The sequence below is a fragment of the Pseudomonas sp. KCJK8993 genome, from assembly GCF_046230915.1.
GTDB lineage: Bacteria > Pseudomonadota > Gammaproteobacteria > Pseudomonadales > Pseudomonadaceae > Aquipseudomonas > Aquipseudomonas piscis.
Window position 1 is genome coordinate 1 of record NZ_JBJJLO010000003.1, and the last position, 20,930, is coordinate 20,930.

Genomic DNA, 20,930 nt, shown 5'->3' on the forward strand with positions numbered 1-20,930 from the left:
CGAAAGCAGTTGGGGTTTTGTCTTTATGTAGAAGCTACTGATTTTGCTGGCACGTTTGACTTCAAGGTCCAACGGATCAGACACAGAATTTCTTGACGACCATAGAGCATTGGAACCACCTGATCCCATCCCGAACTCAGCAGTGAAACGATGCATCGCCGATGGTAGTGTGGGGTTTCCCCATGTGAGAGTAGGTCATCGTCAAGATTGAATTCCGAAACCCCAATTGCGAAAGCAGTTGGGGTTTTGTTTTTCCAGATCAGAAAACCTGAGCGAGCCACCCCTGGGCATTCCCTTTCCCTGCGTACCTATCATCCCCGGGCTCGACTTGCCGCCTTTTGAAGTTGTCCTACAGAGTCAACCTTACAGGCGACTTACCCACAGCCCTTGGCCTCGATGCTACTCCTCCAGGCGGTGCCAGGCCTGGTACTTCCTGTGGACAAGTCTTCCAGCACAAGAGTCACGACCGCTCTAGCGTGCCGCTCGGCGGTATTCTGATAAATTAGGCGAGTAATTCAGATAATTCCCTAAGGGTTCGAGGATTCTTGCCGACAGAGTGTTGAGACATGCGTGCACCAAGTAGAGCGGTCAGAGAATGTCGCCTGCGCTGTTACCTGGAATGTTGCATTCCGTACGCATCCCCACTTTCGGCATAAGAAGTCCCATGAAATGAATCTCAAGTTCAGCCATAAAATCCTTTTGGCCGCCTCTGGCGTAGTGGTTCTGGCTTTTGCGTTGTTCACTCTGTACAACGACTACCTGCAACGCACTACCATCCGACAGAACCTCGAATCCTCTATCCAGCAAGCCGGCGAGCTCACTTCCAGCAGTGTGCAGAACTGGATGAGTGGACGGATTCTGGTGCTCGAGAACCTGGCGCAGAACGTCGCTCATCAGGGGCATAACGCCGACTTCCCGGGCCTGGTCGACCAGCCGGCCTTCACCACGAATTTCCAGTTCACCTACGTTGGCCAGGCCAATGGCACCTTTACCCAGCGTCCCGACGCGAAGATGCCCGACGGCTACGATCCACGCCAGCGTCCCTGGTACAAGCAAGCTGTCGCTGCCGACAAGACCATGCTGACCCCGCCCTACATGGCGGCTGTCGGTGGTCTGGTGGTGACCATCGCCATGCCGGTGAAGAAGCAGGGCGAGTTGCTGGGCGTCGTCGGTGGTGACCTGAGCCTGGAGACCCTGGTCAAGATCATCAACTCGGTGGACTTCGGCGGCCTCGGCCATGCCTTCCTGGTCAGCGCCGACGGTCAGGTGATCGTCAGCCCGGACAAGGACCAGGTGATGAAGAACCTCAAGGACATCTACCCTGGCGCCAACGTACGGATCGAGAACGGCAACCAGGAAGTGGTCCTGAACAAACAGGAGCGCATTCTCTCCTTCACTCCGGTGACCGGCTTGCCGAACGCCGAGTGGTACATCGGCCTGTCCATCGACAAGGACAAGGCCTATGCGCCGCTTAGCCAGTTCCGTACCTCGGCGCTGATCGCAATGTTCATCGCCGTGGGCACGATCGCCGTGCTGCTGACCCTGCTGATCCAAGTCCTGATGCGCCCCCTGGTGACCATGGGTCGTGCGATGCAGGATATTGCCCAGGGCGAGGGCGACCTGACCCGTCGCCTGGTGGTGGTGAGCAAGGATGAGTTCGGTGAACTGGGCAGCTCCTTCAACCAGTTCGTGGAGCGTATCCACGCCTCGATCTCCGAAGTGTCCTCGGCCACCCGCCAGGTCCACGATCTGTCCCAGCGGGTGATGACATCGTCCAACGCCTCGATCATCGGCTCCGATGAGCAGAGCGCCCGTACCAACAGCGTAGCGGCGGCGATCAACGAGCTGGGTGCCGCCACCCAGGAAATCGCCCGTAACGCTGCCGACGCCTCCGAGCACGCCAGCGGCGCCAGCGATCAGGCCGACGACGGGCGCCAGGTGGTCGAGCAGACCATCCAGGCGATGACCGAGCTGTCGCAGAAGATCAGCCTGTCCTGCACCCAGATCGAGACCCTGAACGCCAGCACCGACAACATCGGGCATATCCTCGACGTGATCAAGGGCATCTCCCAGCAGACCAACCTGCTGGCACTCAACGCCGCCATTGAGGCGGCCCGCGCCGGTGAAGCCGGCCGTGGTTTCGCCGTGGTGGCCGACGAGGTGCGCAACCTGGCGCATCGCACCCAGGAGTCGGCGGAAGAGATCCACAAGATGATCACCTCCCTGCAGATCGGTTCCCGCGAGGCGGTGGCCACCATGAACGCCAGCCAAGTATCCAGCGAACAGAGTGTCGAAGTGGCCAACCAGGCCGGCGCCCGCCTGATCAGCGTGACCCAGCGCATCGGCGAGATCGACGGCATGAACCAGTCGGTGGCTGCCGCGACCGAGGAGCAGACCGCGGTGGTGGAAGCCCTCAACATCGACATCAGCCAGATCAACCTGCTGAACCAGCAAGGTGTCGCCAACCTAAATAAAACGCTGAAGGCTTGCGATGCCATGTCGCAACAGGCCAGCCGCCTGAAGCAACTGGTCGACAGCTTCAAGATCTGAAGCCCGCCCCTGGGGTGCTCAAGGCCCGTTCCTGCCTCATGGCAGGGCGGGCTTTTTCATGGCCGGGATTCAGCCCAGGGGTTCGCCCAGCAGCCCCAGGTGGGTATTGATTACCTGCAGCAGGCGCTGGCGTTGGGACTTGATGAAGAAGTGGTTGCCCAGCACCTCGATCAGCTCGAATTCGCGGGTGGTGAACTCCCGCCAATTGAGCATGTGGCTGGCGGTCGCCAGTGGGTCCTCGCTTCCGTAGAAGGCCGTCATCGGTACGTTGAGGCAACCACTGGAAGTGTCGTACCAGGTTTCGAAGAGCTTCAGGCCGGTGCGCAGCAATTGCTCATAGGCTTGCAGGTCGTCCTGTCCACGGGGGATCTCCAGGGGGCTGCCACCCAAGGTCAGGATCGCCTCGCGAAAGGCCGCATCGGGCAGGGTATGCAGCAAGGGGCGGCGGGGCAGGCTGTCAGGGCTGCGGCAGCCGGAGACGAACAGATGGCGGGTTTGCCGGGGAAACCGCTCCTGGGCATATTTGCAGGCCTCATAGGCCAGCAGCGCTCCCAGGCCATGGCCGAACAATGCATGGGGCTTCTGCAGCCAGGGGGCCAGCGCCGCGAAAGTATTTTCCAGCAGGCTCGGCCAGTTGTCACAGGGAGCTTCGTAGCGTCGCGGGCCGTGCCCTGGCAAATTGACCACCACCAGTTCGATATGATCGGCCAATCCGCTGGACCAGACTCGCAGTTGCTCGGCGGCGGCCCCGGCCTGGGGAAAACAGATCAGGCGGATCTGCGTGGCTTGTCCAGAGTTGACCACCAGGGTCCATTGTCGGGTATCGGTATCCACAGCTTTTCCTTAAGCATGGGGCCGGCAGTTCCTCTTCCGGCGCGACAGGGCATCTAAAATAGTGGCTGATGCCGATGAATGCACGCGCTCGTCAGGCTCTCGTGCACAGCAGGCGACGGCTGCCCGCCGCGGAGCACATTCTGCCGGTGACCGATCTCAAGGTGCCATTGTTTTTTGCCGGGCCAGCCTTCACCATCAGCCAATTCACGAAAGCTCCCTTGGATGCGACGCATTGGCGGCACGTTTAGCTCTTTCCCGGACCCTGTGCTGGTTCGGCTCGGCATTGCTGCTGGCCGGCGTGCTGTTGGGCGGCCTGCACGCCGACTGGGACTTCTCCCTGATCAGCCGGCGGGCCACGGCGCTCTATGGGCCCCTGGGCGAAGGCCAGCAACGCATCGACGCCTGGCAGCACCTGCTGGCGACCCAGAAGCAGGTGGCCGAGCGCGAGCAACTGAAAGTGGTCAACCTGTTCTTCAACAAGAACATGCGTTATGTCGAGGATATCGACCTCTGGCACCAGGTGGACTACTGGGAAACACCGATCGAGGCCTTGTGGAAGGGCGCCGGCGACTGCGAGGACTATGCCATCGCCAAGTATTTCAGCCTGCGCCGCCTTGGAGTCGCCAGTGACAAATTGCGCATCACCTATGTCAAGGCCCTGCGCCAGAACCGCGCACACATGGTCCTGACCTACTATTCCACCCCGGACGCCATGCCGCTGGTACTCGACAGCCTGGAGGACTCGATCCGCCCGGCCAGCGAGCGAACCGACCTGTTGCCGGTGTACTCCTTCAATGCCGAAGGGCTGTGGCTGTCGGGAGCCAAGGGCAACAAGCGTGTCGGTGACACCAAGCGCTTGTCGCGTTGGCAGGATGTACTGAAGAAAATGCAGGCCGAAGGATTCCCGGTCGAGACGACTAACTAGGAGCACGAGCCCAGATGTCTTTGTTCAAACAACTGCTGATCGCAATCTGCGTGTTCCTGGTGGTGGCCTTCAGCGGCAGCTTCATGGTCAGCCTGGAAAGCTCGCGCACCCAGTACGTCAACCAACTGCGTTCCCATGCCCAGGATGCGGCCACCGCCCTGGCCCTTTCGCTGACGCCGAATATCGATGACCCGGCGATGGTCGAGCTGATGGTCAGCTCCATCTTCGACAGCGGCTACTACGCCAGCATCCGGGTGGTGGACCTGGCCACCGACAAGACCATCGTCGAACGCAGCGGCATTCCCGAAGTGGGCAACGTGCCCCAGTGGTTCGTCAGCCTCATCGGCCTGGAGCCGGCCGGTGGCGATGCCATCGTCAGCCGTGGCTGGGAGCAGGCGGCCCGGGTCGAGGTGCTCAGCCACCCGATGTTCGCCGTGGCCAAGCTGTGGCAGAGCGCCCTGGGCAGCCTGGGCTGGCTGTTGATCTGCGGAGCGGTGAGCGCGGTGCTCGGGGCGCTGTTGTTGCGTCGTCAACTGCGGCCGTTGGACTACATGGTCAAGCAATCCCATGCCATTGCCCGGCGCGAGTTCCTCAGCCTGCCGGAACTGCCGCGGACCCCCGAGCTGCGCCGGGTAGTTCAGGCCATGAACCAGATGGTGGAGAAGCTCAAGGCGCTGTTCCAGGAGCAGGCCGAGCGCAGCGAAAAACTGCGCGCCGAGTCCTATCAGGACAGCCTCACCGGGTTGGCCAACCGGCGATATTTCGAAATGCAGTTGCATGCCCGGGTCAGCAATCCGGAGCAGGCCAGCTCCGGCTATCTGTTGCTGTTGCGGGTCAAGGATCTGGCCGGACTGAACCAGCGCCTGGGCGGACAGCGCACCGACCAGTTGCTGGTGGCGGTGGGTGAACAGCTGCTGCGTGAATGCAACAAGTATCCCGAGACCCACAACCTGGTCACCCGGGTCCGTGGTGGCGAGTTCGCGGTGCTGGCCCCTGGCCTGGTGCGCGAGGAAGCCATCCATCTGGCTCAGAACCTGGACAGCGCCCTGGGCAACCTGCACGCCACGGGCGCCACCGATGTGGCGTCGGTCGCGTCCATTGGCCTGGCGGCCTTTGCCCATGGCGATTCGCCCCAGGCGGTGCTGAGCCTTGGCGACCAGGCCCTGGCCCAGGCCGAGGCCCAGGGCGATGCCAGTTGGGCTTGTCTTGACCAGAGCGCCAGCGCCCAGGTCGGGGACGATCACCATGCCTGGCACAAACTGTTGGACCAAGCCCTTTCGCAACGGCGCTTCCAGCTGTATTTCCAGCCGGTGGTGGCGGTCCGGGATACCTCGCAGGTCTTGCACAACAAGGTGTTGTCGCGGTTGCTCGACGAACAGGGCCAAACCATTCCCGCCGGGCGCTTCCTGCCCTGGCTGGAGCGTTTCGGCTGGACCTCGCGCCTGGACCTGCTGATGCTCGAACAGGTGCTCGGGCATCTGGCAGGCCATTCCGAGTCCCTGGCGTTGAACCTGTCGGCCGCCACCCTGGCCGATCCGCACGCGCTGAACCGGGTCTTCGATCTTCTGCGCCAGCACGCCGACCTGGGCCCTCGCCTGACCCTGGAGATCGGCGAGGAGCAATTGCCGGACCAGGCCCGCCTGGAGCAGTTGACCCGGCAACTGCGCGAGCTGGGCTTCTCCCTCAGCCTGCAGCGTTTTGGCGGCCGCTTCAGCATGATCGGCAACCTGGCGCGCCTGGGCCTGGCCTACTTGAAGATCGACGGCAGCTACATCCGCGACATCGATCAGGAAAGCGACAAGCGCTTGTTCATCGAAGCCATCCAGCGTGCCGCCCACAGCATAGACCTGCCGCTGATCGCCGAGCGGGTCGAGACCCAGGGCGAGCTGCAGGTGATCCGTGAAATGGGCTTGTTCGGGGTACAGGGGCAGTTGTTCGGCGAGCCCGCGCCCTGGAATTGAGGAGCCGGATCACGCCCCGCCGGCAGGCCGGTAGGGCGGATTCAGATCAATCCGGTTTCATCATCGTTGATCAAGCGGCTCAAGCCACCTAGCGCCTCACGGGCGTTGCTGCGGTCCAGCAGCTTGACCTGGGCCGCTTCCGGCAAGTCGGTGATGCGGATCACGCCCTTGCGGGTCAGGACCTGGATCAGGTCGTCCAGCACCCGGATCATATCCAGGTCACTGTGCTTGAGCTGCTTCAGGCTGACTTCCACCGCCTCGTTGGCGTACCAGGTCTGGATCTCGTGGTGGTCGGCGGGCAGCGTCTCGGTGGCTTCGGCGTAAGCGGCGGCTTCCACGCGAATCAGCTGACCTTGTGCATCGCGTTGCACGTAGAACATGGCATATCCCTCAGGCATTTTTCTCAGCGTCTAGCCGCCGGCAGCATAGGCCAACGCGGTACTCAGGAAGCGAGTATGCGTCGTGCCGGGCCAATCGTCACGGCGCTTGCTGTCTGCCGGGGCCTGGCCACCGCTGGCGAGCGGCGGTGGCCAGGAGCCGATCAGCTGTTGTTGTGGTCGATCTTGATGGTCGGATCGCTGCCGGCGATCAACGAGTTGATGCTGGCATTGGACCAGTTGTTGCCTTCCAGCTTGATCGTCACATCGGCGTTGGCCAGGCCGCCGGCGGCGTTGAGTTTGCCTTCGGAGCTGACCTGCAGGGTCGAGACCCCGTCCACGGTGGTGATCTTGAGGAAGTTGTCGATGGTGCTGGCGCTCTCGCCTTGCAGCAGGTCCCGCAGGTCGATCCGGTCACCTTCGCTGGCCTTGAAGTCCTTGATCACGTCGTTGCCAGTGTCACCGGCCTTCCAGACGAAGGTATCGGCCCCTGAACCACCGATCAGGATGTCGTTGCCCTTGCCTCCGATGAGAGTGTCGTTGCCGGTGCCGCCCAGCAGGATGTCATTGCCCTTGCCGCCGTCCAGCAGATCGTTGCCGCCCTGGCCGAAGAGAATGTCATTGCCGGCACCGCCCAGCAGCGTGTCGTTGCCATCGTGGCTGCCAGACACATCGAACTCGGTGTAGTGCTCGGTGATGTACTGGTGCACGTTGCTAGCAGTGACCTTGCTCACCTCGACCCCGGTCTGCTTGGCCACATAGGCCTGCATGGCCTGGTAGCCCTCGCCGGCCACACCGTTGAAGCTCACCAGGTCGCCGAACAGGATGTCGTTGCCATTGCCGCCGTTGACGGTATCCGCCCCCGGCATGGTGGCCTCGGTATGGCCGATGATCGAGTTGGCCAGGTCCTTCGGATCGATGTTGGTCTGCGGCTTGCCATCGGTGTCATACGGCTTGAGGTCGTTGAGGCTGACACCGCTGTTCAGGCCAATGGCCTCCACTTCCGACAGCTTGCTCAACAACGCGAAGCCGGAATTGGAGTTGTTGGTGGTGCTCCAGTCGGTACTGCTGCCTGAACCGGCACGGTACGACAGCTCATAGGTGCCATCGCCCTGGGCGTGCAGGGTTCCAAGGGTCGCGCTATTCCAGCCGTTATCCCACCAGTTGCTGCTGTAGGTCTGCAGTACCACCGTACCGTTGGCATTCACGCTGAAGATATGGGTGTCATCGAGACGGACAGTGAAGCTATCGCCCAGCTTGTACTTATTGACGTCGATCACATCATCGAGCTTCGGACCGCCGTTGTAGAGCGTCGGGTTGGTCTGCTCGCCGGCCTGGTAGTAGGTCGGCTTGCCGTCGGTGATGAAGTACGTCAGGTTCTTGGCATTGGTGTTGCTGGTGGCCTGGTTGCTCTGGAAGAAGTTGGCCGTGGCCTTGAACACGTCTTCATAGTTGGTGCCGCCGTCGGATTTCATCGAGTCCAGTACGGCCTTGAGCTGGTTCAGGGCATTCGGATCGTTGAGGTTCACCGAAACCGACTTGTTGACCTGGGAGCTGAAGTCCGCGAGGAAGATGTTCACCGTGCCTGAGCCGGCGCCGCCAATGCTGTTTTTCAGGGTATTGAACACCGACGCCAGGGACTCCTTGGCCGCGTTGATGGAACTGCCCATGCTGCCCGAGGTGTCCACCATGAAGGCGATGTTGTAGTTGGTGCCCGGGACCACGGTCAGGCCACCGATGTCGGCGACCACGATGTCGTTGCCTTCGGTGCCGGTGAAGGTGTCGTCGCCGGAAGTGCCGACCACCGGGTTGTACACGGCCGGGTAGACCTTGACCGGGATCTGCGCCGAGGTGCTGGCAGAGCCGCCCAGGGACTCGGTGGAGGTCGAGGTCACGTTGAGGTTGAACGTGCCGTTGTAGTAAGGCGGCGGAGTGACCGTCAGGCTGCCCAGGTTCCAGCCGGTGACGTTGGCCTCGCCGTTGGTTGCCGTCGCGGTGAAGGTGTGCCCGGCGCCATCGCTGAGTACCGAGCCGGCCGGGATGCCGCCGATCTTCACGCTCAGGGTTTCCGAGCCATCGGTATCGGTCAGTGCGGTGGTGATCTTCGCCAGCTTGACGGTGCCGCCTTCGGCGCCTTCATTGAACTTGTAGCCGTCGTAGTAGCCCTCGCCGTTGCTGCCGTGCAGCTCGGAAAGGGTGACGCCGGCATTGTTCAGCGCGGTTTCGTTAGGGTACATCGGGATGTTGGCGTTGCTCAGGTCGACTGGTGCACCGCCATTGACCGACAGGTTGACGTCATAGCTCCCCGGGCCGCTCTGGTTGGCATGGTAGATGTCCAGGGTGTAGTAGCCGCTGGTGGTCGGGGTGAACGAGCCGCTGATGCCGCCACCCGAGCCCCAGACGGCGGTAGCCACGTTCTTGCCGCCAATGGTGATCAGCAGGCTGTCGTCGCCGGTACCACTGAAGCTGTAGGTCTTGCCGGCCTCCAGGTAGATCAGGCCGGACGTTTTCGAACCGCTGCCCCCTGGGACGCTGGCATCGGACTGGGCATTGGTCACCGTCGTGCTGCTGGTGGGTTTGCCGGAGTTGTCGAACACCGCCTTGAGCGCGTCGCCGGTAATGCCGTTGCCGTTGGTTCCCAGGCCGTTGAGGCTGGTCCAGGTCTCCTTGAGCAGGCCGACGGAGTCCACATTGTTGTTCGCCACGCCCAAGCTCGGCGCATCGGCCACCGGAGTGATGTCGATGGTCACCGTGCCGGTGTTGCCCAGGGCCTGGCCGTCGGTGGGCTGGAACTTGATCTGCGCGTAATCCGCCTGCTGGTTGCCCACGCCGTGGCCGCCATAACCATTGGTGCCGGATTCATTGGCATCAGGCGTGAAGCGCAGCTTGCCGGCATCGATATCGGCCTTGCTGAAGGTCTGGTTGTTGGCCACGTCCTTCCAGGTCGAACCGTCGAGGTACTGCAGCTTGCCGTCGCTCGGCAGCTGGGTGATCTTCACGCCGAGGCTGGACGCCGGGCTGTCGACATCGCTGACGCCGAAGTTGTTCCAGGTCAGGGTCAGCGCGGTGTCTTCGGTACCGGTCACGGCGCCGCCGGTGGCTACCGGAGCATCGTTGACCGCCACCACGTTGACCGTGGTGGTGGCGACGTTGGAGTAGTTGCTGCCATCGGTCACGGTCACGGTGATGGTCCGTGGCGTGGTGCTCGGATCTTCACTGTTGTTGGTGAAGGTAATGTTCTTGATCTGCTGCATGTAGTCGGCCAGGGTCGCGTTGCCCGACAGGGTCAGCGTGATCGAACCGTCTTTGCTGTTGGCGTTGATCGTGATGCCGTTGACGCTGTTGCCCAGGTTCAGCGAGTCCCCGGGCTGACGGTTGGTCAGCACGATGGTGGCGCCGGTGAGCATGGTGCTGTCCGGATCGGTGATGCTCAGGTCGGTATCGGCGATCGACACGCCAGGGCCGCTGGTGCCCTCGGTGAAGGTGACCTTGTAGTCGGCGCCGGTGGCACCGCTGGAGTTGTTGGCATCCAGGTCGATGACCGGCGGCGCGTCGTTGTCGATGATCGACGTGGTGACGCTACCGTTGGTGCCGCTGACCACCAGTTTTTCGAAGTTGCCGCCAGTGGCCGAGTCGATCTTGACCACGAAGTTTTCCGTGCTCTCGGTGATCTTGTCGTCGATGGTCGCCACGTTGAAGGTGGCGCTGCTGGCGCCGGCCGGGATCTTCACGGTGTAGACGCCGGTGAAGTCCGAGCCGTCGGTGGCCGTGCCGCTGTAGCTGATCTTCAGGGTGACTTCGGTTTGCGCCGGGTGGGTCAGGCTCACGGTGTAGCTGGCGGCCTGGCCCTCGACCACCGAAGCGCTACCGGTGATGCTGACCGACGTGGTGTCGATGGTATCGGTGACGTTGGTCACGGCCGGCGTGGTATCGGTGACCAGCTTCTCGAAGTTGCCACCGGTAGCGCCGCTGATGCTGGCGTTGACCTTGCCGGCGTCGATGTACACGTCGTCCGCTGGCGCGGCGACGGTCACGGTACCAGTGGTCTTGCCCGCAGCGATGGTGATGACCGCGCCGTTGTTCAGGGTGACGGTCACCGGCGTGCCGGCGGCGTTGCTCAAGGTGGCGGTGTAGACGATCGAGCCGCCCTCGGCCACGGTGCCGGTAGCGCTGAGGCTAAGGGTCGTGGTGTCGACGGTGTCGGTCACGGTGGTATTGACCGGAGTCTTGTCCCCTACGAGTTTCTCGTAGTTGCCGCCGCTGACGTCGGTGATCGAGTTGGTCACGGAGCTGTGGCCGACCAGCGCGTCGTTCGGGGCCGTGATGCTCACCGAGCCAGTGCTCTCGCCAACCGGGATGGTGATTTTTTCACCATTGGCCAGGGTTACGGTCACCGGCGAACCGGTGACCGGCGCGGTGACGGTAGCAGTGTAGGTGATGGTTCCGCCTTCGGCCGCCGAAGGCGTGGCCTTGAGGGTCACGGTGGAGGTATCGATGGTATCGGTGACGTCGGTCACGGCTGGCGTGGTGCTTGGAACCAGCTTCTCGAAGTTACCGCCTTCGGCTTTGGTAATGGTCGCTTCAACCTTACCGGCGTCCTTGTACACATCATCGGCCGGAGCCGGAACGGTGACGGTCCCAGTGGTTTTACCCGCTTCGATGGTGATGACCGCACCGTTGCTCAAGGTCACGGTGACCGGAGTACCGGCAGCGTTGGTCAAGGTAGCGGTGTAAGTGATCTGGCCACCTTCAGCCACGGACGGTGTAGCCGTCAGCGACAGGTTGGTGGTGTCGACGGTGTCGGTCACGGTGGTATTGACCGGAGTCTTATCAGCTACGAGGTTCTCGTAGTTCCCACCGCTCACATCGGTGATGGAGTTGGTCACCGAACTGTGGCCAACCAGCGCATCGTTCGGTGCAGTAACGTTGATCGAGGCGGTAGTTTCACCCACTGGGATGGTGATTTTTTCACCATTGGCCAGGGTGACGACCACAGGCGAGCCCGTCACTGGGGCGGTGACGGTGGCGGTGTAAGTGATCTGGCCGCCCTCGGCTGCCGTCGGAGTCGCTTTGAGCGACACGGTGGAGTCGTCGATGGTGTCAGTGACGTTGGTGACCGCTGGCGCTGGGTTAGTCACCAGATTCTCGAAGTTACCGCCTTCAGCCTTGGTAATGGTCGCTTCGACCTTGCCCGCATCCTTGTAGACGTCGTCGGCAGGCGCAGGAACGGTGACGGTCCCAGTGGTTTTGCCGGCCTCGATGGTGATCACGGCACCGTTGCTCAGAGTCACGGTGACGGGAGTACCGGCAGCGTTGGTCAAGGTAGCGGTGTAGGTGATCTGGCCACCCTCAGCCACAGTTCCAGTAGCACTCAAGCTAAGCCCAGTGTCATCAACGGTATCGGTAACGTTGGTATTGACGGGTGTCTTGTCGGCTACAAGGTTCTCGTAGTTACCACCGCTGACATCCGTGATGGAGTTGGTCACGGAGCTATGGCCAACCAGTGCATCGTTTGGCGCGGTGATGCTAATGGAGCCGGTAGTTTCACCCACTGGGATGGTGATTTTTTCACCGTTAGCCAAAGTCACCACGACCGGAGAACCAGTCACTGGAGCGGTGACGGTGGCGGTGTAAGTGATCTGGCCACCCTCGGCTGCCGAAGGCGTGGCCTTCAGCGACACGGTGGAGTCGTCGATGGTGTCAGTGACGTTGGTGACAGCTGGCGCTGGGTTGGTTACCAGGTTTTCGAAGTTACCGCCTTCAGCCTTGGTAATAGTGGCTTCGACCTTACCGGCGTCTTTGTACACGTCGTCAGCCGGAGCTGGAACGGTCACGGTGCCGGAGGTCTTGCCTGCCTCGATGGTGATGACCGCGCCGTTGCTCAAGGTCACGGTCATTGGAGTACCGGCAGCGTTGGTCAGGGTGGCGGTGTAAGTGATCTGGCCACCTTCAGCCACAGTTCCAGTAGCACTCAAGCTAAGCCCAGTGTCATCAACGGTATCGGTAACGTTGGTATTGACGGGTGTCTTGTCGGCTACAAGGTTCTCGTAGTTACCGCCACTCACATCGGTAATGGAGTTGGTCACGGAGCTATGGCCAACCAGTGCGTCGTTCGGTGCAGTGACGTTGATCGAGGCGGTGGTTTCGCCGACTGGGATGGTGATCTTTTCACCATTGGCCAAAGTGACGACCACAGGCGAGCCTGTCACAGGGGCAGTGACGGTGACGGTGTAAGTAATCTGGCCGCCCTCAGCCGCCGATGGAGTTGCTTTGAGCGACACAGTCGAGTCATCGATGGTGTCAGTGACGTTGGTCACAGCTGGCGCCGGGTTGGTGACCAGGTTCTCGAAGTTGCCACCCTCAGCTTTAGTGATAGTGGCTTCGACTTTTCCAGCATCTTTATAGACGTCGTCAGCCGGAGCCGGGATGGTCACGGTACCAGTGGTTTTGCCTGCTTCGATGGTGATGACTGCGCCGTTGCTCAAGGTCACGGTCACTGGAGTACCAGCAGCGTTGGTCAGCGTAGCGGTGTAGGTAATTGAACCACCTTCCGCGACTGTGCCAGTAGCGCTCAAGCTCAGACCGGTGTCATCAACAGTGTCTGTGACGTTGGTATTGACGGGTGTCTTGTCGGCTATGAGGTTCTCGTAGTTCCCACCGCTGACATCGGTGATGGAGTTGGTCACCGAAGAGTGGCCAACCAGGGCATCGTTTGGCGCGGTGATGTTGATCGAAGCAGTGGTTTCGCCGACTGGGATGGTGATTTTTTCACCGTTAGCCAGGGTGACGGTCACAGGCGAGCCCGTCACTGGAGCGGTGACGGTCACGGTGTAAGTAATCTGGCCGCCTTCGGCTGCCGACGGAGTCGCTTTCAACGATACGGTGGAGTCATCGATGGTGTCAGTGACGTTGGTAACAGCTGGTGCTGGATTGGTTACCAGGTTTTCGAAGTTGCCGCCTTCAGCCTTGGTGATAGTGGCTTCAACCTTGCCAGCATCTTTGTACACGTCGTCGGCAGGTGCAGGAACGGTGACGGTCCCAGTGGTCTTGCCGGCTTCGATGGTGATGACCGCGCCGTTGCTCAAGGTCACGGTGACTGGAGTACCGGCGGCGTTGGTCAGGGTGGCGGTATAAACAATGGAGCCGCCTTCTGCGACCGTCCCGGTAGCGGACAGGGTCAGGCCAGTGTCATCAACGGTATCGGTGACATTGGTGTTGACTGGAGTCTTATCAGCTACGAGGTTCTCGTAATTGCCACCACTCACGTCAGTGATCGAGTTAGTGACGGAAGTATGGCCAACCAAGGCGTCGTTCGGTGCAGTGATGTTGATCGAGGCGGTGGTTTCGCCGACTGGGATGGTGATCTTCTCGCCGTTAGCGAGGGTGACGACCACAGGCGAGCCCGTCACTGGAGCGGTGACGGTGGCGGTGTAAGTGATCTGGCCACCCTCGGCTGCCGAAGGCGTGGCCTTCAACGACACAGTCGAATCATCGATGGTGTCAGTGACGTTGGTCACAGCTGGCGCTGGGTTGGTCACCAGGTTTTCAAAGTTACCGCCTTCGGCTTTGGTAATGGTCGCTTCGACCTTGCCCGCATCCTTGTACACATCATCTGCCGGCGCAGGAACGGTCACGGTGCCGGAGGTTTTACCGGCTTCGATGGTGATGACTGCGCCGTTGCTCAAGGTCACGGTCACTGGAGTACCAGCAGCGTTGGTCAGCGTAGCGGTGTAGGTAATTGAACCACCTTCCGCGACTGTGCCAGTAGCGCTCAAGCTCAGACCGGTGTCATCAACAGTGTCTGTGACATTGGTATTAACCGGAGTCTTATCAGCGACCAGGTTCTCGTAGTTACCGCCACTCACATCGGTAATGGAGTTGGTCACGGAGCTGTGGCCAACCAGTGCGTCGTTCGGTGCAGTGACGTTGATCGAGGCGGTGGTTTCACCCACTGGAATGGTGATTTTTTCACCATTGGCCAGGGTTACTACGACCGGAGAACCAGTCACTGGAGCGGTGACGGTGGCGGTGTAAGTGATCTGGCCGCCCTCGGCCGCCGACGGAGTCGCTTTCAACGACACGGTGGAGTCGTCGATGGTGTCGGTGACGTTGGTGACAGCTGGCGCTGGGTTGGTGACCAGGTTCTCGAAGTTGCCACCTTCAGCCTTGGTAATGGTCACTTCGACTTTGCCTGCGTCTTTATAGACGTCATCGGCTGGCGCGGCGACGGTCACGGTACCGGTGGTCTTGCCGGCTTCGATGGTGATGACCGCACCGTTGCTCAAGGTCACGGTGACCGGAGTACCGGCAGCGTTGGTCAAGGTAGCGGTGTAGGTGATCTGGCCACCTTCAGCCACGGACGGTGTAGCCGTCAGCGACAGGTTGGTGGTGTCGACGGTGTCGGTCACGGTGGTATTGACCGGAGTCTTATCGGCTACGAGGTTCTCGTAGTTCCCACCGCTGACATCCGTGATCGAGTTGGTCACCGAAGAGTGGCCAACCAGAGCATCGTTTGGCGCGGTGATGTTGATCGAAGCAGTGGTTTCACCCACTGGGATGGTGATTTTTTCACCGTTGGCCAGGGTGACTACAACCGGTGAGCCAGTGACGGGCGCAGTGACGGTCGCGGTGTAGGTGATCTGACCGCCTTCGGCTGCCGAAGGCGTCGCCTTCAACGATACGGTGGAGTCGTCGATGGTGTCAGTGACGTTGGTCACAGCCGGCGCTGGGTTGGTGACCAGGTTCTCGAAGTTACCGCCTTCGGCTTTGGTAATGGTCGCTTCGACCTTACCGGCGTCTTTATAGACGTCGTCGGCCGGAGCTGGGACGGTCACGGTGCCAGTGGTCTTGCCGGCTTCGATGGTGATGACCGCGCCGTTGGACAGAGTCACGGTGACCGGGGTGCCGGCAGCGTTGGTCAAGGTAGCGGTGTAGGTGATCTGGCCACCTTCGGCCACGGTTCCGGTGGCGGAGAGGCTGAGGCCAGTGTCATCAACGGTGTCGGTGACGTTGGTATTCACCGGGGTTTTATCGGCGACCAGATTTTCGTAATTACCACCGCTCACATCCGTGATGGAGTTGGTGACGGAGCTATGGCCAACCAGCGCATCGTTTGGCGCAGTGATGTTGATCGAAGCAGTGGTTTCACCGACTGGAATGGTGATTTTCTCGCCATTGGCCAAAGTCACTACGACCGGAGAGCCCGTCACTGGAGCGGTGACGGTCACGGTGTAAGTGATCTGACCACCTTCGGCGGCCGATGGGGTCGCTTTCAACGATACGGTGGAGTCGTCGATGGTGTCAGTGACGTTGGTGACAGCTGGCGCTGGGTTGGTAACCAGATTCTCGAAGTTGCCACCTTCAGCCTTGGTGATAGTGGCTTCGACCTTGCCAGCATCTTTGTAGACGTCGTCGGCAGGCGCAGGAACCGTAACGGTGCCGGAGGTTTTACCGGCTTCGATAGTAATCACCGCGCCGTTGGACAGAGTCACGGTGACGGGAGTACCGGCAGCATTGGTCAGTGTCGCGGTGTAGGTGATGGAACCGCCTTCGGCCACGGTTCCAGTGGCGGAGAGGCTCAGACCGGTATCGTCAACAGTGTCAGTGACGTTGGTATTCACCGGGGTTTTATCGGCGACCAGGTTCTCGTAGTTACCACCGCTGACATCGGTGATGGAGTTGGTGACGGAGCTATGGCCAACCAGCGCATCGTTTGGCGCGGTGATGTTGATCGAAGCAGTGGTTTCGCCGACTGGGATGGTGATTTTTTCACCGTTGGCCAGGGTGACTACAACCGGTGAGCCAGTGACGGGCGCCGTGACGGTCGCGGTGTAGGTGATCTGACCACCTTCGGCTGCTGATGGAGTCGCTTTGAGCGACACGGTGGAGTCGTCGATGGTGTCAGTGACGTTCGTGACGGCTGGCGCTGGGTTGGTAACCAGATTCTCGAAGTTGCCGCCTTCGGCTTTGGTGATGGTGACCTCAACCTTACCGGCATCTTTATAAACGTCGTCAGCCGGAGCTGGGACGGTCACGGTGCCAGTGGTCTTGCCGGCTTCGATAGTAATCACTGCGCCGTTGGACAGCGTTACGGTGACCGGGGTGCCGGCAGCGTTGGTCAAGGTAGCGGTGTAGGTGATCGAGCCACCTTCAGCCACGGTGCCGGTGGCACTCAAACCAAGCCCGGTGTCATCAACGGTGTCGGTGACGTTGGTATTCACCGGGGTTTTATCGGCGACCAGATTCTCGTAGTTACCGCCAGTCACGTCAGTGATCGAGTTGGTGACGGAAGAGTGACCAACCAGTGCGTCGTTCGGCGCAGTGATGTTGATCGAAGCAGTGGTTTCGCCGACTGGGATGGTGATTTTTTCACCGTTGGCCAGGGTGACTACAACCGGTGAGCCAGTGACGGGCGCAGTGACAGTCGCGGTGTAGGTGATCTGACCGCCTTCGGCCGCCGATGGAGTTGCTTTGAGCGACACCGTCGAATCATCGATGGTGTCGGTCACTTCAGTGACGGCCGGAGTTGTACTCGGCACCAGCTTCTCGAAGTTGCCGCCTTCAGCTTTGGTAATGGTCACTTCGACTTTGCCGGCATCTTTGTAGACGTCATCGGCTGGCGCGGCGACGGTCACGGTACCGGTGGTCTTGCCGGCTTCGATGGTGATCACGGCACCGTTGGACAGGGTCACGGTGACCGGAGTACCGGCAGCGTTGGTCAAGGTAGCGGTGTAGGTGATCGAGCCACCTTCGGCCACGGTTCCGGTGGCGGAGAGGCTGAGGCCAGTGTCATCAACGGTGTCGGTGACGTTGGTATTCACCGGCGTTTTGTCGGCTACAAGGTTCTCGTAGTTGCCGCCAGTCACGTCAGTGATCGAGTTAGTGACGGAGGTGTGGCCAACCAGTGCGTCGTTTGGAGCAGTAACTTTGATCGAGGCGGTGGTTTCGCCGACTGGGATGGTGATTTTTTCACCGTTGGCCAGGGTGACTACAACCGGTGAGCCAGTGACGGGCGCAGTGACGGTCGCGGTGTAGGTGATCTGGCCGCCTTCGGCCGCCGATGGTGTTGCTTTGAGCGACACAGTCGAATCATCGATGGTGTCGGTCACTTCAGTGACGGCCGGAGTTGTATTCGGCACCAGCTTCTCGAAGTTGCCACCTTCAGCCTTGGTAATGGTCACTTCGACTTTGCCTGCGTCTTTATAGACGTCATCGGCTGGCGCGGCGACGGTCACGGTACCGGTGGTCTTGCCGGCTTCGATGGTGATCACGGCACCGTTGGACAGGGTCACGGTGACCGGAGTACCGGCAGGATTGGTCAGTGTCGCGGTGTAGGTGATCGAGCCACCTTCAGCCACGGTGCCGGTGGCACTCAAGTTCAGCCCAGTGTCGTCGATGGTGTCGGTAACCGTGGTCACCGCCTTGTCAGGGTTGGGGACCAGGTTCTCGAAGTTGCCGCCATCGGCCTTGGTGATGCCGACTTCAACCTTGTCGCCATTCTTGTAGACGTCATCGGCTGGTGCCGGGACGTTGATCGAACCGCTGGACTTGCCCGCCTCGATGGTGATGACCGAGCCGTTGGACAAGGTGATGGTCACCGGGGTCTGCGCCGGGTTGGTCAGGGTCGCGGTGTAGGTGATCTGCCCACCTTCGGTGACGCTGGCATCGGCGGTCAGGGTTACCGTGGTGGTGTCGATGGTATCGGTGACTTGGGTCACCGCCGGGTTCGGATCGACCGTGACCAGCAGGCCACCGCCGCCGGTGGTGCCGGTCACGCTTACGCTGATCTGACCCGGGTCGATGTAGACGTTGTCCTGGGGCGCCATGGGCACCTGTACGGTCCCGGTCAGCTGGCCGGCGCTGATCACGATGACCGCGCCATTGGACAGGGTGACGCTCAGGTCCGTCAGCGGAGCTTGGGTCACGGTGGCGGTATAGACCAGGGTGCCGCCGGCTTCGGTGATGGTCGGGGTGGCGCTGAGGGTCAGGGTGGCCGGACGCAGGCTATCGCTGCCGCTGCCATTGGGGATGCCCTGGCCGTTACCGTTGGCCAGTCCGCCGAAGTTGTTATCCAGGGCCGAAGTGGCCCGGCCCAGGCCGGCGGTCGGGAAGCCGATGGTGGGGTCTACCCGGCCGGCGGTTTCCTGCAATTGGACGAAGCTGTGGCCACCCCCGGCATTGCCCCCGGTACCGGCGGCGGTCGGGCCGGCGGCAGTGGCTTCCAGGTCGGTGGTCGGGTCGACGCCAGCGGCGATGGCCTGCTGCAGCTCTTCGACCGAAGGTGCGGCTTGCGCGGCGGCCTGGGCCAGGTCGGCGCCGGAATCTGGAGCGGCGCCGCTCCATTGAGTGTCGCGCCCCAGGTCGAGCGTACGGCCATCGGTCAGTTCCAGGCTGACGGCGCCCGCGGGGCCGGTATCCACCTGGTCGCCCACGAACAGGCGGTCGCCTTCGATGAGTACACGCCGGATCCCTTCCGGGGATACCACGAAAACTTGACCGACAATGCTTTTGACGATGGCAACAACACTGCTCATTGAGAACTCTCCGGTGTACCGCTCATTCGACTTCCATGTACCGGCTCGGGCGCTGGCCGCAGCTCAGTCTGGGGGTACATTGCTGTGTATGTGGGAACGGGTAATTGACAGGGTGTCGTCAATATTTTGGCTATATTCTTTCGAAATTAAGTTTATGCCAAACTATTGACCTTCTGGGTGCCATCCTAAACAATCGCTCTATTAATGTCACATTGATATTCACGCGGTAACCTGACTTGAAGTATGTGAACCAGTTCTTAATTTGAACTTTCCGACAGACGGTCGTTGTGGTTGTAGTCATTCGATGTGGTCCCACGTTCTGACGTGAATCTGGACATACCGTCCGAGGAAATTTCTTACCATGCGTTTTCACCTGTTCAAGGCCCTGCCTTTCGCTCTTGCTGCCAGTTTCGTACAGGCGCAGACACTCCCTGAAGCCATGCAGAAAGCACTGGATGTGCACCCGGAAATCCAGGCCGGTGTGAACAGCCGCCTGGCCGCCGACTACCAATTGAAAGCCGCCAAGGGTGGTTACCTGCCCCGTGTCGACATGCTCGCCGGCTATGGCCGTGAGGGCACCGACAACCCCTCTACACGTGCGGGTACTGGCAGCAATCACTGGGAAAGCATGACCCGTGGTGAGTCAAGTTTACGTCTTCAACAGATGGTTTTTGACGGTTTTGCCACGTCCAGCGAAGTGGGGCGTCAACAAGCCACCGTCAACTCCCGGGCCTATTCCCTGTTGGGTACCTCCGAGCGCACCGGCCTGACCGTGGCCCAGGTGTACCTGGACGTGCTGACCCGTCGCCAGTTCGTCCAGCTGGCCGAGGACAACCTGCGCAACCACGAACGTATCTACGACCAGATCAAGCTGCGCACCCAACGTGGCGTAGGCAGCGGCGCCGACCTCGACCAGGCTGAGGCGCGCCTGGCCCAGGCCCGCAACAACCTGATCACCGAGCAGACCAACCTGGCCGACGCCCAGACCAACTACCTGAGCGCGGTAGGGGAGCTGCCCGACCAGCTGGAGCGTCCAGCCAGCTTCATGGCGATGATGCCGGCCAACCTCGACGAGGCTCGCCGCCAGATGCTGGAAAACAGCCCGATCCTGCGTTCGGCCGAGTCCGATATCGTGGCGGCCGAAAAGCAGTACGAAGCAGCCAAGTCGGCGTTCTACCCACGTTTCGATGCGGAGCTTGGGCGTACTGCCGATAACGACCTGGACGGCCAGAACGGCCACAACAACGAATGGCAGGCCATGCTGCGCATGCGCTTCAACCTGTTCGCCGGCGGCAGTAACAAGGCTGACCTGGAATCCAAGGCCTACCAGTCGAACCAGGCGCTGGATATCCGCAACAACGCCCTGCGGGTGCTGAACGAAGAGCTGGGCCTGGCCTGGAACGCCATGAACAACGCCAACTCCCAGGTGCCGATCGCCCAGGAATACGTCGATCGCAGCACCGCGGTACGTACCGCCTACCAGAAGCAGTTCAGCCTGGGCGAACGTACCTTGCTGGACCTGCTCGACAGTGAAAACGAACTGTTCACCGCTTCCCGTCGCCTGGCCGAGATCAAGAACATTCAGTTATTTACTCAGTATCGAATCAAGGCGACCATTGGCGAGTTGCTCAAGAGCCAGGGAGTGGTCGCACCCATGGCTTCCGTCGTGCAGAACGACGTGAAGCCCAAGGTCCAGCTGCCTGGGATGAATTGAGCTAATTTCATCCTTATAGCCAGCCAAGAGTGTCGA

At 60.9% G+C, this 20,930-nt stretch carries 7 protein-coding genes and 1 rRNA gene; 5 read left to right on the forward strand and 3 right to left on the reverse strand.

Annotated features, from left to right (window positions below):
- The first annotated feature begins 91 nt into the window (after nt 1-91).
- Together rrf and ACK6AU_RS01810 are read left to right on the forward strand one after the other, a co-directional pair.
- Nucleotides 92-207 (forward strand): 5S ribosomal RNA (gene rrf, locus ACK6AU_RS01805).
- A 462-nt stretch (nt 208-669) separates the two neighbouring features.
- A complete protein-coding gene (locus ACK6AU_RS01810; protein ID WP_409297435.1) occupies nt 670-2,550 on the forward strand; it encodes a methyl-accepting chemotaxis protein in 1,881 nt (626 codons plus the stop codon).
- A gap of 69 nt (nt 2,551-2,619) precedes the next feature.
- Here the strand turns inward: ACK6AU_RS01810 and ACK6AU_RS01815 are convergent, their stop codons facing one another.
- Nucleotides 2,620-3,384: a thioesterase II family protein gene (locus tag ACK6AU_RS01815; RefSeq protein WP_185702206.1), complete on the reverse strand. Its 765-nt coding sequence runs from the start codon at nt 3,382-3,384 to the stop codon at nt 2,620-2,622.
- Between the two features lie 232 nt (nt 3,385-3,616).
- Here ACK6AU_RS01815 and lapG point away from each other — a divergent pair, with 232 nt between their 5' ends.
- Nucleotides 3,617-4,309, forward strand: a complete 693-nt coding sequence (lapG, locus tag ACK6AU_RS01820; RefSeq protein WP_185702205.1) for a cysteine protease LapG — start codon at nt 3,617-3,619, stop codon at nt 4,307-4,309.
- 14 nt (nt 4,310-4,323) lie between these two features.
- Nucleotides 4,324-6,270 carry a cyclic di-GMP receptor LapD gene (gene lapD / locus ACK6AU_RS01825; protein WP_409297438.1) on the forward strand — a complete coding sequence of 649 codons (1,947 nt, stop codon included), beginning with the start codon at nt 4,324-4,326 and terminating at the stop codon, nt 6,268-6,270.
- A 41-nt stretch (nt 6,271-6,311) separates the two neighbouring features.
- On the opposite strand, the gene ACK6AU_RS01830 is transcribed toward lapD, so the two are convergent.
- Both ACK6AU_RS01830 and ACK6AU_RS01835 read right to left on the reverse strand, forming a co-directional pair.
- On the reverse strand, nt 6,312-6,650 hold the full coding sequence (locus ACK6AU_RS01830) for a tryptophan synthase subunit beta (RefSeq protein ID WP_185702203.1): 339 nt from the start codon (nt 6,648-6,650) through the stop codon (nt 6,312-6,314).
- 161 nt (nt 6,651-6,811) lie between these two features.
- A complete protein-coding gene (locus tag ACK6AU_RS01835) occupies nt 6,812-19,180 on the reverse strand; it encodes a retention module-containing protein (protein ID WP_409297441.1) in 12,369 nt (4,122 codons plus the stop codon).
- Between the two features lie 361 nt (nt 19,181-19,541).
- Here ACK6AU_RS01835 and ACK6AU_RS01840 point away from each other — a divergent pair, with 361 nt between their 5' ends.
- The gene (locus ACK6AU_RS01840; RefSeq protein WP_152898918.1) at nt 19,542-20,894 is read left to right on the forward strand and encodes a TolC family outer membrane protein; all 1,353 of its coding nucleotides are present in this window, start codon (nt 19,542-19,544) and stop codon (nt 20,892-20,894) included.
- The last annotated feature ends 36 nt before the right edge of the window (nt 20,895-20,930 follow it).

Excerpts from the sequence above, each read along its gene's own strand:
- ACK6AU_RS01810 (WP_409297435.1), top strand. The coding sequence starts at position 670 with ATGAATCTCAAGTTCAGCCATAAAATCCTTTTGGCCGCCTCTGGCGTA.
- lapD (WP_409297438.1), top strand. The coding sequence starts at position 4,324 with ATGTCTTTGTTCAAACAACTGCTGATCGCAATCTGCGTGTTCCTGGTG.
- ACK6AU_RS01830 (WP_185702203.1), bottom strand. The coding sequence starts at position 6,650 with ATGTTCTACGTGCAACGCGATGCACAAGGTCAGCTGATTCGCGTGGAA.
- ACK6AU_RS01835 (WP_409297441.1), bottom strand. The coding sequence starts at position 19,180 with ATGAGCAGTGTTGTTGCCATCGTCAAAAGCATTGTCGGTCAAGTTTTC.
- ACK6AU_RS01840 (WP_152898918.1), top strand. The coding sequence starts at position 19,542 with ATGCGTTTTCACCTGTTCAAGGCCCTGCCTTTCGCTCTTGCTGCCAGT.